At 53.3% G+C, this 15,111-nt stretch carries 9 protein-coding genes; 4 read left to right on the top strand and 5 right to left on the bottom strand.

What is annotated here, in order from left to right; all coding sequences use genetic code 11:
* Positions 1 to 2: 2 nt before the first annotated feature.
* The 3 genes from INT21_RS19025 to INT21_RS19015 form a co-directional block, all read right to left on the bottom strand.
* Positions 3 to 641, bottom strand: a complete 639-nt coding sequence (locus tag INT21_RS19025) for a hypothetical protein (protein ID WP_193085587.1) — start codon at positions 639 to 641, stop codon at positions 3 to 5.
* Complete coding sequence (locus INT21_RS19020) at positions 641 to 967, bottom strand: hypothetical protein (RefSeq protein ID WP_141239978.1); 327 nt, start codon at positions 965 to 967, stop codon at positions 641 to 643. Before INT21_RS19020 ends, INT21_RS19025 begins: the two co-directional genes overlap by 1 nt.
* Before the next feature lie 269 nt (positions 968 to 1,236).
* On the bottom strand, positions 1,237 to 4,341 hold the full coding sequence (locus tag INT21_RS19015) for a bifunctional diguanylate cyclase/phosphodiesterase (RefSeq protein ID WP_193061197.1): 3,105 nt from the start codon (positions 4,339 to 4,341) through the stop codon (positions 1,237 to 1,239).
* Between the two features lie 478 nt (positions 4,342 to 4,819).
* Between INT21_RS19015 and INT21_RS19010 the strand changes: the two genes are divergently transcribed.
* Positions 4,820 to 4,966 carry a PAS domain-containing protein gene (locus INT21_RS19010; protein WP_254281452.1) on the top strand — a complete coding sequence of 49 codons (147 nt, stop codon included), beginning with the start codon at positions 4,820 to 4,822 and terminating at the stop codon, positions 4,964 to 4,966.
* 144 nt (positions 4,967 to 5,110) lie between these two features.
* On the opposite strand, the gene INT21_RS19005 is transcribed toward INT21_RS19010, so the two are convergent.
* Entirely contained in the window at positions 5,111 to 5,998 is an 888-nt protein-coding gene (locus INT21_RS19005; RefSeq protein ID WP_038478998.1) for a LysR family transcriptional regulator, read from the bottom strand.
* Positions 5,999 to 6,122: 124 nt separating this feature from the next.
* Here INT21_RS19005 and amaB point away from each other — a divergent pair, with 124 nt between their 5' ends.
* From amaB to amaA, 3 genes are all read left to right on the top strand, one after another.
* Positions 6,123 to 7,616, top strand: coding sequence for an L-piperidine-6-carboxylate dehydrogenase (gene amaB / locus INT21_RS19000; protein WP_193061195.1), 1,494 nt, complete (start codon positions 6,123 to 6,125; stop codon positions 7,614 to 7,616).
* 69 nt (positions 7,617 to 7,685) lie between these two features.
* Complete coding sequence (gene nhaC, locus INT21_RS18995; protein ID WP_193061194.1) at positions 7,686 to 9,143, top strand: Na+/H+ antiporter NhaC; 1,458 nt, start codon at positions 7,686 to 7,688, stop codon at positions 9,141 to 9,143.
* Between the two features lie 55 nt (positions 9,144 to 9,198).
* Positions 9,199 to 10,491 carry an L-pipecolate oxidase gene (amaA, locus tag INT21_RS18990; RefSeq protein ID WP_193061193.1) on the top strand — a complete coding sequence of 431 codons (1,293 nt, stop codon included), beginning with the start codon at positions 9,199 to 9,201 and terminating at the stop codon, positions 10,489 to 10,491.
* Positions 10,492 to 10,595: 104 nt separating this feature from the next.
* On the opposite strand, the gene INT21_RS18985 is transcribed toward amaA, so the two are convergent.
* Positions 10,596 to 15,111, bottom strand: a 4,516-nt coding sequence (locus INT21_RS18985; RefSeq protein WP_193085586.1) for a DUF4214 domain-containing protein, incomplete at its 5' end; no start/stop codon positions are given.

Below are 15,111 nucleotides of genomic sequence, written 5' to 3'. Positions count from 1 at the left end.
AATTACGGAAAAAGTAACTCGATAACTTTTGCATAACCACTTAGCGTTTCATAGCCTTGGTAGCTTTCAGGTAGCTCCTTACTCGCTTCATTTGTCGCCACTTGATGGATAATACGCTCTGCCTCTGCCTTGAGATCATCAACAAAGGCGGGAGAGACAAACGTCATCAGCCCTAATACAGAAAGAAAGCTACGCGTATGAGGTGAATCGAGATCTTCTTCATCAAACGCAATACCTTCCAACTGCAGTGAGTTAGTGGCAAGACCCCGTTTCATCAGCAGAAGATGCTGAGCATCCATGCGCTGCTCGGCAGAAGTGCGATCAATCAATACGTCAACTAAGATGCGCTGACCAAAAAACATGACCGGGAAGCCAATGGCAATCGCCAGCGTCACCTGCTTTATAAACAACTTGGTTGGCTTATTTTTTAATGTGATCAGGCGTAGTAGCAGCAAGCTAAGTCCGATACCCGACAGTATCCGCCCCTCTAATTCCAGCGCTCTAATATCACCGCTCGATAAGCGGGCAACCGATGCATCCACCAAGCGGCTGTTAAACGCTAACTCATAAACTAAGTAGGCAATATTGAGTACGAAGAGTAGCCAAAGCCAAACCCTCCCATTTTTCAGGTAGTGACGCATTATTCTCTTTTTTCGCTCGGTATAGTGATAATGACAGGAGCAGATAGCGGCGCTGTTACTACTGCTGTTCCGCTACCCGTTTTTAATTGGCCTCGCTCTGGCAGCGTTACAACGATAGCGCTGCCTTCAAGCGATACCAAGGCGCCCGTTTGATTCAAATAAGCGCCCTGTTGAATAAAAAAGGCCTGTTCTTCATCAACGCCACGGGCAGCATCATCAGGCAGAACGGTGCCTTCGATGACTAAGGGGGTTCGGGGTACTGCGCTTTGCGAGGAGGGACAATCAGCTTCATCACGACATAACAGCTGTGCAGCGAAATCATCCAAGCTATCTGCATAAACTGGCTGGCTATAATAGCTTTGAACGCAGGAAAAACTGGCTAATATGCCGAAAATGACGGCTGTATTTCGGCATGAAAACACGCTCACTCCCGCTATCGAGTTTTTTGAAATATTAATTATTATTTATAATCACAGACCCGCCCTGTATAAGTCAACGCTACTTTTTAGTTAAATTAACATTTTATTTCCTTTTGCTAATTCATTCTGATGGACGTTTATATCCTGTCGTAGCGCTGTCTTCTGGCCGCTAGCTATCAGGTAAGGTTGAGTTCTTTGAGCATTTTTGAGGGATGTTCGTACCACGTCTGCAACGCCTTTGCCGGCATGGGACGGGCGATACCAAATCCTTGCAACAAATGGCAGCCCATTTCTGTCAGTCGTTTGACGTGAGCGTTACTCTCAACCCCTTCCGCGACGACTTTTTTATTGAATCGTTTAGCCAGATACACAACGCTCTCAACAATGGCCAAATCATGATCGCGCTCCAACATGTTAATAACGAAGCTGCGATCTACTTTAACCACATCCACAGGCAGATCACGTAGATAGGTCAGCGACGAATACCCCGTACCAAAATCATCCAAGGCAACGTTCACCCCTAGCGAGCGACAGGCACGCATGACCTGTGTCGCGGCTTGCAAATCGTCCAGCGCAGCAGACTCCAGTACCTCAAGGCATAGCAGTGCTGGCGACACATCTGGGTGTGCGGCCAACGCACCCTGCAGCGTATCGAAGAAATCGGCTCGGGTGAGTGACTGGGGGCTTAGGTTAATGCATACCTCCAGCATGATGTCGCTGGCATGCCACTCCTCCATCTGCTTCAGCGCTGTTTCGAGCACCCATGCATCAAAGCTCAGTTCTAGTTCGCTACCAGAAATCGCGGGTAGAAACTGACCGGGGGCCAGCAGCCCGCGCTCGGGGTGCTGCCAGCGGATCAGCGCCTCTACACCGGTGACCTGCTGAAAGACTGGATCAAACTGCGGCTGGTAAAAGAGCACAAACTCATCTGCATCAAGTGCACGTGCAATTTGTCCGCGCCGGATCTGAAGGTTCTTAAGCTCTTGTTCGCGCTCAGGATCGAATAGGACGAAACGATTACCACCGGCCATTTTGGCGCGATACATCGCTTGGTCGGCGTGACGTAACAGGGTGTCAGGATCATTGTGATCAGCAGGAAAGAGTGTAACGCCTAGGCTGCCAGTCAGTCTCAGCGGCGCCTTATCTGTGCCCCCTAGTTCAGGTATCGTCAGTGGTTTCGTAACCTGTTGAAGTATAAGATTTAAACGCTCAATACCACCCTCAAATCGGTGCAGCAGAAAAGCAAACTCATCCCCCCCAATACGAGCGATAAGATCACCTGCCCCTAGCGCATCGACTAATTGTCCAGCCAAAACCACCAGGATTCGATCAGCCCCCGCTCGACCAAATCTCAAATTGAGTTCCTGAAACCCGTCTAAGTCAAGTACCGCTATTGCCAGGGTTTCATCTGGCTTGCTGCTATCAAGTGCCTCATGCATAAGCTTAATCATGTGGCGGCGATTAGGCAGCGCGGTCAGGCGATCCACATACCCCGCTCGAAACAGCTCATCCGCATGCTGCTTGATGCGCGTCAGGTCGGAAAAAACGGCAACATGATGGGTAGTGTCACCAGTTTCATTGCGTACCACTGAAATTGACAGCATCTCTGGCAATGGATCGCCGTTTTTGCGTCGATTAATCACCTCACCCTGCCAATATCCCTTCTCGTTCAGCGATGCCCACAGTGACCGATAGAAGCTAGGCGTTTGGCGCCCTGACGATAAGACCCGAGGGTTCTTGCCAAGCACTTCGTCACGGGTATAGCCGGTAATTCGTTCAAATGCTTCATTAACCTCAATAATGCGGTTATCGCTATCCGAGATCATGATCGCTTCACGACTGCTAGAAAACACCTTGGAGGATAGCTCCAGGCGCTTCCAGGCTTCGTCGTTCTGACGGCGCAAGCGTAAGCCGTGAATCAGTTGACCAAGTGGCCGGAGCAAAGGCTCAAGCAACGTAAGCGTTTCATTGCTATACCCCTTAGCACAGTTGGCAAGTCCCAGCATAGCAACCATCTCGCCTTCCACCGAGACAGGCAGACACAACAGCGTATCGAGGGAAGGATGCCCTTTAGGCAGTCCGCCACGCCTTGGATCATGGGAAGGCCGATTGCTAATCAGCGGCTTGCCAGTACGCAGAACATGACCATAGAGTGAGTCTAACTGAGAGAACACTAAACCGTGCGCTTGTGCCTTACGGTAAAGTGTCCGTGAAGCGTCGTCCCAACTAATATCAGTAATGGCGTGGGTCTTAAGAAACGGCTCTCCGCTCTCATCCTTAAACACCTCACCAATAAACCCGTATTCACTCTCTGTTAGCGACAGCAGCGCCTCTAGCGCACCTGAAAACGTATCAGAAATATTATCTCCAGCAATAATGCTCGCTTGCAGGCGAGTGATTAGATCGTCGATACGGTGACGCCACTCAAGTTCGTGTTTGTTCCGCTGAAGGAGCGTAATGTCCTGCAGGGTACCGGCAATATGACGGGCAGGCACCGTATCGTCGATAGAGGCACCCGTTAACTGTACCCAGGTAATCGCCGTTTCGCCGGGGGCTTTCAAACGTAGGCAGGCGTCAAAAGGAGTGCCCTGATGAATGATTCTCCCCAACCCGCTTTCCAGTGTGTCGCGATCTTCAGGCAAATAGTGACTTGCGAGCTCAAAGCGGCTACTAGGTGTTAACGGCGAAGCGCCATGCAAGCGTAGAAACGCCTCATTACTCCATATCGTATTGGAGCTTACATCGAGCTCCCAAACACCCAGCCCCGCGTGATTAATAAGTTGCTCAAGACGCTGAAGCCGCTGCAATTCCAGATGACTCATGACCTGGTGGGCTAAGGTCTGCAAATGACGCTTATGCTCGTCACCTATGGCCCTTAGGCGGTGATCTATCAGGCACAGCGTGCCAATAGAAAACCCGTCGGGCGTCACTAGCGGCGCTCCCAGGTAGTAGCGAATATAAGGCGGGCCGGTGACTAAGGGATTATTCTGGAAACGGGCATCCACAGTGGCATCCACCACCTCCAAAAGCTCGTTTTCCAAAATAGTATAAGCGCAGAACGAGACGTCACGGGGGATATTGGCAATTTCGGGGCCCACTTGGCTCTTGAACCACTGACACTCTTCTTCAACCAAGCTGATCAGCACAATTGGAACGTCAAAAAACTTGGCGGCAGAACGAGTAATAGCATCTAAAACAGCGTCAGGAGCCTGGTTATGACGGATATAGCGCCACATCGCACGCAAACGGTCTGCTTCATTCGGTGGCAATGGTGCAACCATTAACACTCCTCAATGAAACAGAGCTGAAGGTTTGCTAAGGGGCAAAATAATGACGGCCTGAACTCATGACGCATGGGAGACTTCCTTACATTTTTTTTGGCGTCTTTTAGTATCGGCAAGCAATGCAATAGCTTTAGTCGGATATCGCGAGAATTAGCATAAAGGAGGAGCACTTTTACGTTGCTATCACTTATGTTTAGTTACATGGTACGAGTTGAATAGCTACGCGTCAGAATTAAACATAAATACAGTCATACGACCCTTGAGCCTCATGCATGAAAAGGGCGCGTTATGCACCATGAATTTCCGCTACTAGAGGCCCAGCAGGAAATCCACGAGCTGATCGCCGCCGGAGCGCCACTCACCACAACGCTGGTCGCGCTAATTGAATAGGCAAAATTGATGCTGCCTGACGCGCTGGTTTACATTATGCGCTTCGATCCGGCGCACACTTTCTGAGTGGCACCGCTCCCTGTTTGTGAATCACCCTGATGGCGTTTATGAATTTGACCTTAACGGACACTTTCAACGCTGCAATAAAGCACTTGAAAGTATCACAAGATACCCAGCATCTCATTTAATAGGGGTACATTTTAACCCGTTTATTGCTCACTCCTTTCAATAACCTACCCAGCAACAGCAAGAAGACCTCACTCGCCGCCACTGTGACCTACTCCAAGGGTACCTATTCGCACGCCCCATGCCCTTAGAAGAACTAAAGCGCCTGCCCGACTATTTACCCGTCGCCCTAACAACTAACAACTAACAACTAATCCAAACGAGCTCGTATCCACTCAATAAAAACGCGCAGCTTATAAACGTCGACCATATGCTCTGGGTAGGCCATGTAGTAAGCATCCTGGCTTTTAAGCGAGAACTGCCAAGGAATGATTAACTTCCCCTCATCAAGCTCTTCCTGAGCAAGGAATTTTGGCACTAGGGCGACGCCACAGCCCGCGCGGGCCGACCTTAACGCCATATAGAACGTATCGAATCTTGGGCCATGGTAGCTGTGCTCCGTATAGAGGTCTTGTGCTTCAAACCAGTCATGCCACCCTTCGGGCCGAGTAGAAACCTGTAACAACACCATGTCTGTTAAGTCTAATGGGTCGCGAACGGTTGTTTGCTCCATGGCGGAAGGCGCGCAGACAGGCACCACCTCTTCATCCAGCAACTTTATACACTCAGCCCGCGGCCATACACCATGGCCAAAAAAGAACGCCGCCTCTATGCGCTCTTTTTGCATATCAAACGGTTCGGTACGGTTAGAAATATTGAGATTAATATTGGGATGTTTAAAGCGGAACCCGTTGAGTCTGGGGATAAGCCACCGTGCCCCAAAGGTGGGCAACGTGGCGATATTCAGCACATCTGCCTCTACGCCATAAGACTGCATATAACGCGTGGACATTTCGACCTGGGCTAATATTTTACGCGCCTCGCCGAGATAGACCGCCCCCTCTGGCGTCAGGTGCAGGCGCTTTCTCACCCGCCTGAATAACGGATGTTGCAGCGTTACTTCCAATTGTGACACCTGCTTACTCACCGCACTTTGCGTCAGACTCAGTTCATCCGCAGCCCGCGTAAAACTGAGATGTCTCGCCGCTGCCTCAAAACAGTTCAGGCTGGTCAAAGAAGGTAAGTTTCGACGACGCATGGCAATCCCACTTGGTGAAATTAAGGAATGATGTTTTTCACAAACATCGTTTGATGAGCCACCGCAAGCTTGGCAATACTGGCCCTGTAACCAATTTACTCACAACTCAATATTTGGTGAAGCAATGATTCATTCCCTGATGGAAAAAATGGGCGTCGCAAAAGAACAGTATCAAGGCGGCGACCTGATTGTTACAACGCCGATTGATGGTAGCGAAATTGGTCGTCTTACAACGGCCTCTAGCAGCGACGTTGAAACAGCTATCGCGAACTCAGAAAAAGCCTTCCAGGCCTGGAAAAGCGTGCCAGCCCCCCGTCGTGGTGAATTGGTGCGCCTTTTTGGCGATCAACTGCGCCAGCACAAGGAATCTCTCGGCGAGCTGGTCACCTGGGAGTGCGGCAAGATTCTCCAGGAAGGGCTTGGCGAAGTTCAGGAAATGATCGACATTTGCGACCTTGCCGTTGGTCAATCTCGCCAGCTTTTTGGACTGACCATCGCTTCCGAGCGCCCTGGTCACCACATGCGTGAAAGCTGGCACCCGTTAGGCCCGATTGGCCTAATTACGGCATTTAACTTTCCCGTTGCCCCTTGGGCATGGAATTCAGCCTTAGCGCTGGTATGCGGCAATAGCTTGCTGTGGAAACCTTCAGAAAAAACACCGTTAACAGCGCTGGCATGCCAAGCACTGTTAGAGCGTGCCATTGAAGAGTTCGGCGATGAGGCACCCAAGCACCTGAGCCAGGTGATAATTGGTGAGCGTGCCGCCGGTGAGCAGCTGGTCAATGACACTCGCGTTGCGCTGATCAGCGCTACCGGAAGCACCCGCATGGGTCGCGAAGTAGGCCCACAAGTGGCAGCACGCTTCGGCCGCAGCATTCTTGAGCTGGGTGGCAACAATGCCATGATCTTAGCGCCAAGTGCAGACCTTGATATGGCGACTCGCGCCATCCTTTTCTCTGCGGTAGGTACGGCTGGGCAACGCTGCACGACACTGCGTCGCTTAGTCGTTCATGAATCCATTAAAGACGAAATCTTAGCGCGTCTGAAGAAGTCGTATAGCGCGGTGTCCATCGGCAACCCGCTTGAGGGTAATTTGGTTGGCCCGCTAATTGACCATCAAGCCTTTGATGCGATGCAAAGCGTGCTAGCTAAAGCGCGTGAACAAGGTGCGAAGGTGTTCGGTGGCAACCGTGTAGAGATCGCCAACAGCAACGAAGGCTACTACGTCGAGCCTGCCATTGTTGAAGTGACCGAGCAAAACGATCTGGTCAAGCACGAAACCTTTGCGCCCATTCTCTATGTCCTCACCTACAAAGAGCTGGATGAGGCCATTGCTACCAATAATGACGTTCCCCAGGGCCTGTCATCTTGTATTTTCACCACCGATGTTCGCGAAGCCGAAACCTTCATCTCCGCGGTTGGCAGTGACTGCGGCATCGCCAACGTCAACATCGGCCCTAGCGGTGCTGAAATTGGCGGTGCGTTTGGGGGCGAGAAGGAAACCGGCGGCGGTCGAGAGTCTGGCTCCGACGTTTGGAAGAGCTATATGCGTCGCCAAACTAACACCGTGAACTACTCTCGTGAACTCCCACTGGCCCAAGGCATTAAGTTCGACTAACCCTTCCCCTCTATAAGGGCCCTTCCCTGCAGGGCCCTTACTAAAAACATAAAAAAATCAAGGTGATGTATGCGTGACGATGTCCAAATCGGCCCGACGCCGGGCCTCGCGATGGCGCTATTACCGCTGCTGGCCACTACCGCCATTCTAATTCTGCAATTTTTTATCTTCTCTGACTTTACCCCGCATATTCCTTTAGCCTTCGGGATAATGATTTGTGCCCTGTGCGGACGCATCCGTGGCGTACCCTGGCAAAAAATGGAAGCCTCAATGCTTGAGGTGGTTAAGCTGGGGATGCCCGCTATTTTTATTCTATTAGCGGTCGGTATGGTGATTGGCACCTGGATTCTTTCCGGCACCGTTCCCACGCTGATGTATTACGGTTTTCAGCTGGTTTCACCCTCTTACTTCCTTGTCGCGACATGCGTCATTAGTGCTTTGGTATCCCTTGCCACAGGCACATCCTGGGGCACAGTAGGAACACTCGGGCTTGCCCTAATGGGAATCGGGGAAGGGCTGGGCATTCCCATGTATCTAACGGGCGGGGCGCTGGTATCCGGTGCGTTCTTTGGCGATAAAATGTCGCCCTTATCAGAGACTACCAACTTAACCCCTGCCGTATGTGAAACCGATTTATGGAGCCATATACGCAGCATGATGGCCACTACGGTGCCCGCCATGATTGTCGCGCTGGTGCTTTATTTATGGCTCGGCACTAGCTATGGCGGCCAGCTTGAACGAAGTACCGATATTGCAACGTTTCGTCAGGCTCTTGATGACACCTTTACGCTCTCCTGGGTAACGCTGATTCCGCCTTTTGTTGTGATCGGTTTAGCGCTTGCCAAATTCCCACCTTTCCCGACTATTTTCACCGGCGCTGCGATAGGCGGCTTAGTGGCTATCGGCGTTCAGGGCGAAACCGTTCATGCCGTGTTTGATGCCATGCAAAATGGCTTTAGCAGCGATACTGGCAATCCGGCGATTGATGCTCTACTCAGCAGTGGCGGTGTGCTCTCCATGACCTGGGTGGTAACGCTAACGTTCTTCGCGCTGGGCTTTGCTGGCATGTTAGAAGCCTATGGCACCGTTGACGCGATTATTAAGCAGCTCATGCGGCTCATTAAAGGTCGCTTCAGCTTAGTGGCAACAAGCGCCGGCACAACGCTGGCGGTAAGCACTATTATTGGCGATGTTTATACAACGCTGGTGCTGCCCGGTCGCTTGCTGAAAGGCCAGTATCAAGCCATGGGCTATAAGACTTCGACGCTGTCACGCACCATTGAAGACAATGGCACGCTCTCCTCTCCGTTAATTCCCTGGAACATGGGCGGTGGGTTTGTGTCCTCGACGATTGGCGTACCCACGCTAGCATATGCGCCCTTTGCATTTGCTTGCTGGCTATCCCCTTTATTCGGCCTGCTGTGGGCACTAACTGGCCGCTTTATTCCTCGTGAATCCCCCGAGAGCGCGGCTGAAAAATCACCCCATACGCCTCAAACCAACTACTCCTCCCAACCTACTTCATAGCCATACAAGGTCGGCCTATGGCCGACCTGCGCTTCTTTTCAGGAGGTACTATAAGATGCAAACGACCCTCTCCGAGCGCTGCCTTTGGCTGCAAACGAGCGCGGAAGCCCCAGTACACTATCCTGCGTTAGCGAACCAGGAAGAGGCCGAGGTCTGTGTTGTTGGTGGCGGTATTACGGGTCTGTCCACCGCGTTACATTTGGCCGAAAAAGGCATCAAGGTCATCTTGCTGGAGGCGGGAGATATCCCCACGGGGGGTTCAGGCCGCAATGTTGGTCTGGTTAATGCTGGGCTTTGGATTCCACCCGATGACATCGTGGCCGCGCTAGGTGAAGAAACAGGCGAACGCGTTAATACTATTTTGGGCGGCGCGCCAGCAAAAGTCTTCGACATTATTGAGCGCTATGCCATTGAGTGCGATGCAACGCGTACAGGCACCCTGCACCTTGGCCATAACACCAAAGGCTGCCAAGAGCTCACTCGCCGCCACGAGCAGTTACAAAACCGTGGAGCCCCGGTGACCCTATTGGAAGGCGAAGCATGCGAGCGGATGACGGGAACCGCTCAGATACATACCGCGCTGCTTGATAAGCGCGCGGGCACTATCAACCCGTGCGCCTATACACGAGGGCTCGCCCGCGCTACAGCAAACCTAGGGGCCACTCTCTACTGCCAAAGCCCCGTAACAGGCATCGAGCGACAGGAAGACCGCTGGCGGGTGTTAACTCAAAATGGCAGCGTGACCGCGAGCAAAGTCGTCATGGCGACCAATGCGTATACCGAAGACGACTGGAACCAAGTTCGACAACACTTCTTTACCGGCCATTATTATCAACTGGCGTCAGAACCTCTAACTGGCGAAGCCGCCGATGCGATTCTTCCAGAGAAACAAGGCGCTTGGGACACTCGCACGGTACTTAGCAGCATTCGGCGGGACAAGGCAGGCCGCTTACTATTGGGCAGCCTGGGGAAAGGTGAAGGCAAACCACAGGCTTACTTAACCCGTTGGGCCAATACCATAAAAGATCATTACTTCCCTAGGCTCGGCAACGTTCGCTGGGAATACACCTGGACCGGCAAGGTCGCGTTCACACCGGACCACACCTTACGTATTTTTGAACTGGCCCCGGGGATATTGTCAGCCACTGGCTATAACGGACGCGGCATCACTACCGGCACAGTGGTCGGGCAAGGTTTTGCTCATTACATTGCAAACGAGGATGACAGCCTGCTGCCGCTGCCGTTGTCACAGCCCAAACCCATCAAAGCCCGCCCGCTGTGGAGCTGCGCCTATGAGGGTGGTTTCTCGCTGTATCATGCAGGTCAGTGTCTACGAGTGCTGATCTAATCACGGTGTTATTGCTTAACAAAACAAAACGGATACACATAAAAAGCGGCCACTCTTCCCGCAGGCGAAGAGTGGCCGCTGGTGCTCTGCCTAACGTCAATGCATCAGGCGAAAATAAAACCTTCCGCTAAATGTTTCACCTGCATTTCTTCAGAAGTAGCGAAATAGGTCATCACATCACCATGATCAACCGTCGGCTCTTCAAGTACATCTGACCAGTACGCAAAGCCATCAGCATCAGGAGCTCTATCAAAGGCGTTGGCATATAGCAGGGTCAGATAGTCATCATCACTGAAGCGACTTCCTTGATCATCGGTAAACTCTTCCGATTCGATGAAGAAATCAGCAATATCAAACATACTCACACCGTTTTCACGCACACCTGACCAGTAATTTAGTCCTGTAGCATCCGCCTCTCGATCAAACGCGACTTTATATAATGCTTGAAGCACTGAGATCTCGACCGTATCCGTGACATCGCCCAGTTCAACAGAAACTGTCGCTGTGCTTGATGCTCCCTGCGAGTCCTCAATCGAGTATTCAAAGATATCGCTGACGCGGTCTACCTCTTGTGAAGGCACAAAAGCCCCTCTCTGGTCGTAGAGGAAATCACCATTTTCCTGAACGGTGAGAGTCGCACCAGATGACAAAACAAGCGCGGTATCAAAAAGAACCTCTTGACCATCAATATCAGTGATTGAGAAGTCATCACCATCAACCTCCTGGTCAATGCCGTTGCCATTGTCTTCCAACAGGTTCCCACGCAGTAACCAACCAAACCGGCTCGAAAATTCATCGTCACGTGCAATAGGTGCGCTGTTTACCCCTCCATCATCGACATCCGGTATAGGCTCTGGATCCTCGGGGGTTTCTGGTAAGCGGAATCCAATGGCACCAGGGTCAACAATAACGCCGTTAGCGGCGCCATCAGAATCAAACTCACCGCCATCCTCAATGACAAAATCAAAGCGTAATTTATTACCTTCATTTGTCAGACTACCGCCAAAGGCTGCACTAGCCAGATTTACCCAGTCTCCAGCCGCGTTCTGCTTCCAGTAACCATTGGCCTCAACATCATCGGCGACGAACAGAGAAAACACATTAGACCCACCAACGGTTTCTATATCCGCTTCAAAAGCGATTAAACCAAATGGCATATCAAGGTCATCTGGTCGGTCATTCGGCGCATCCAACTGTCGCACATTACGCAACGTTAGTAAGTCATCATCGCTCTCGGCGTCACGGCTGCCGTTCGACGTCAGCGTGATAAACGCTTCAGGGGCATCTTCGGGATTAGAGACAGCCGTCGGCGTCAATAAAAACGGTGTAGAACTGACATTGCTTTGCTCGGCGTCAGAAATGCCGTCGCCGTTGCCATCACCGGTAGTGCTTCCATCTAGCGATGGTACGCGATTTTCATCTTCATTCGAAATGCCGTCATTATCGCTATCAGGATTAGCACTAATAGCAGACGTTGGCATCGATGTAATAGTTTCGGCCGTGCCCTGCTGATCGGTATAGCTGGCACGCACGCTGATAGCAGTGCTCACATCCGCTTGGGTCAGGGTGTAAGTTTCACCCGTCGCATCAGTGATTTCATTACCATCGCGCAGCCAGTGGTAAGTTACTGTGCCCAGGCCGTCTTCATCGGCTAAGGTGTTAGACGCCGTCAGTGTCTGATCTTCTACTGCATCGCCTGTGATCGTGACGTTGCCAGTGGGCGCATCGTTGACGTTGGCCACGCTCTCCGTCGCGGCAGACGTGACTGCTTCAGCCGTGCCCTGTTGATCGGTATAGCTGGCACGGACGCTGATGGCAGCGCCCACATCCGCTTGGGTTAGCGTATAAGTGGTGTCAGTCGCATCAGCGATTTCATTACCATCCCGTAGCCACTGGTAGGTCACCGTGCCCAGGCCGTCTTCATCAGCCAGCGTATTAGAGGCGGTCAGTGTCTGATCTTCTACCGCATCGCCGGTAATGATGACATCGCCCGTCGGTGCATCGTTGACGTTGGCCACGCTATCCGTGGCAGCGGATGTGAGCGCTTCGGCCGTGCCCTGCCCATCGGTGTAGCTGACCTCAACGGTGATTGCCTTACCCACTTCAGCCTGAGTCAGGGTGTAGGTGTTGCTGGTGGCACCCGTGATGGTGGTGCCATCGGCCTTCCAGGCGTAGCTGAAAGTGCCCAGACCATCCTCGTCGACTAGAGCGCTGGTGTCGGCCGTGAGTGTTTCATCCTCAGTCGTGGTGCCAGTAATGATGACGTTGCCCGTCGGCGCATCGTTAACGTTGGCCACGCTATCTGTCGAAGCAGACGTCACCGCTTCCGCCGTGCCCTGCTGGTCGGTGTAGCTGGCGCGAACGCTGATAGCAGCGCCCACATCCGCTTGGGTTAGCGTATAAGTGGTGTCAGTCGCATCAGCGATTTCATTACCATCCCGTAGCCACTGGTAGGTCACCGTGCCCAGGCCGTCTTCATCAGCCAGCGTATTAGAGGCGGTCAGTGTCTGATCTTCTACCGCATCGCCGGTAATGATGACATCGCCCGTCGGTGCATCGTTGACGTTGGCCACGCTATCCGTGGCAGCAGACGTCACCGCTTCGGCCGTGCTCTGATCATCGGTGTAGCTGACTTCAACGGTGATTGCCTTGCCCACTTCAGCCTGAGTCAAGGTGTAGGTGCTGCTGGTGGCACCGGTGATGGCAGTGTCATCGGCCTTCCAAACGTAGCTGAAAGCGCCCAGGCCATCCTCATCGGCCAGAGCGCTGGTGTCGGCTGTGAGCGTTTCATCTTCGATCGCATCGCCGGTAATGATGACATCGCCAGTGGGGGCATCGTTGACGTTGGCAACACTATCCGTGGCAGCGGACATCACCGCTTCGGCCGTGCCCTGATCATCGGTGTAGCTGGCGCGAACGCTGATGGCAGCGCCCACATCGGCTTGCGTCAGGGTGTAGGTTTCGCCGGAGGCATCGGTGATCTCCGTGCCATCCCGCAGCCACTGGTAGGTCACCGTGCCCAGGCCGTCTTCATCCGCCAGGGTGTTAGAGACGGTCAGTGTCTGATCTTCTACCGCATCTCCGCTGATTGTAACGACACCTATCGGTGCATCGTTGACGTTGGCCACGCTCTCCGTCGCGCCAGATGTCACCGTTTCAGCCGTGCCCTGCTGGTCGGTGTAGCCAGCGCGAACGCTGATCTCAGCACCCACATCGGCTTGCGTCAGGGTGTAGGTTTCGCCGGTGGTATCGGTAATCTCAACGCCATCGCGCAGCCACTGGTAGGTTACCGTGCCCAGGCCGTCTTCATCGGCCAGGGTGTTAGAGGCGGTCAGTGTCTGATCTTCTACCGCATCGCCGCTGATGGCCACGCCACCCGTCGGTGCATCATTGACGTTGGCCACGCTATCCGTGGCAGCGGATGTGAGCGCTTCGGCCGTGCCCTGCTGATCGGTATAGCTGGCACGGACGCTAATGGCAGCACCCACATCGGCTTGCGTCAGGGTATAGGTTTCGCCGGAGGCATCGGTGATCTCGTTGCCATCGCGCAGCCACTGGTAGGTCACTGCGCCCAGGCCGTCTTCATCTGCCAGGGTGTTAGAGACGGTCAGAGTTTGATCTTCTACCGCATCGCCGGTAATGATAACGTTGCCCGTCGGCGCATCGTTAACGTTGGCCACGCTATCCGTGGCGCCAGATGTCACCGTTTCGGCAGTGCCCTGCTGATCGGTGTAGCTGGCACGAACGCTGATGGCAGCGCCCACATCCGCTTGCGTCAGGGTGTAGGTTTCGCCGGTGGTGGCGGCGATTTCATTACCATCGCGTAGCCACTGGTAAGTCACCGCCCCCAGGCCGTCTTCGTCAGCTAGGGTGTTGGAGGCGGTTAAAGTCGCGTCTTCTACCGCATCGCCGCTGATGGCCACACTGCCAGTGGGCAAGTCGTTAACATTGGCAACGCTATCCGTGGCAGCGGATGTGACCGCTTCGGCGGTGCCCTGCTGGTCGGTATAGCGGGCACGCACGCTGATGGCAGCGCCCACATCCGCTTGGGTCAGGGTGTAGGTTTCGCCGGTGGCGTCGGGAATGTCATTGCCATCGCGTAGCCACTGGTAGGTCACCGTGCCCAGGCCATCTTCATCCGCCAGGGTGTTAGACACCATCAGAACTTCGTCTTCCGTCGCCGTACCGCTGATGACCACGCCACCCGTCGGTGCATCGTTGACGTTGGCCACGCTATCCGTGGCAGCGGATGTGACCGCTTCAGCTGTACTCTGATCATCGGTGTAGCTGACTTCAACGGTGATTGCCTTGCCCACTTCAGCCTGAGTCAAGGTGTAGGTGCTGCTGGTGGCACCTGTGATGGCAGTGTCATCGGCCTTCCAAACGTAGCTGAAAGCGCCCAGGCCATCCTCATCGGCCAGGGCACTGGTGTCGGCCGTGAGTGTTTCATCTTCAGTCGTGGTGCCAGTAATGATGACGCCACCCGACGGTGCATCATTGACGTTGGCGACGCTACCCGTTGCGGCAGATGTCACGGCTTCGGCGGCGCCCTGCTGGTCAGTGTAGCTAGCGCGAGCGCTGATCTCAGCACCCACATCGGCTTGCGTCAGGGTGTAGGTC

Source organism: Halomonas sp. 3F2F, from assembly GCF_014897805.1.
Lineage (GTDB): Bacteria > Pseudomonadota > Gammaproteobacteria > Pseudomonadales > Halomonadaceae > Vreelandella.
Note: the sequence above shows the minus strand (reverse complement) of the source record. Positions and strands in the feature narration are given on the sequence as shown.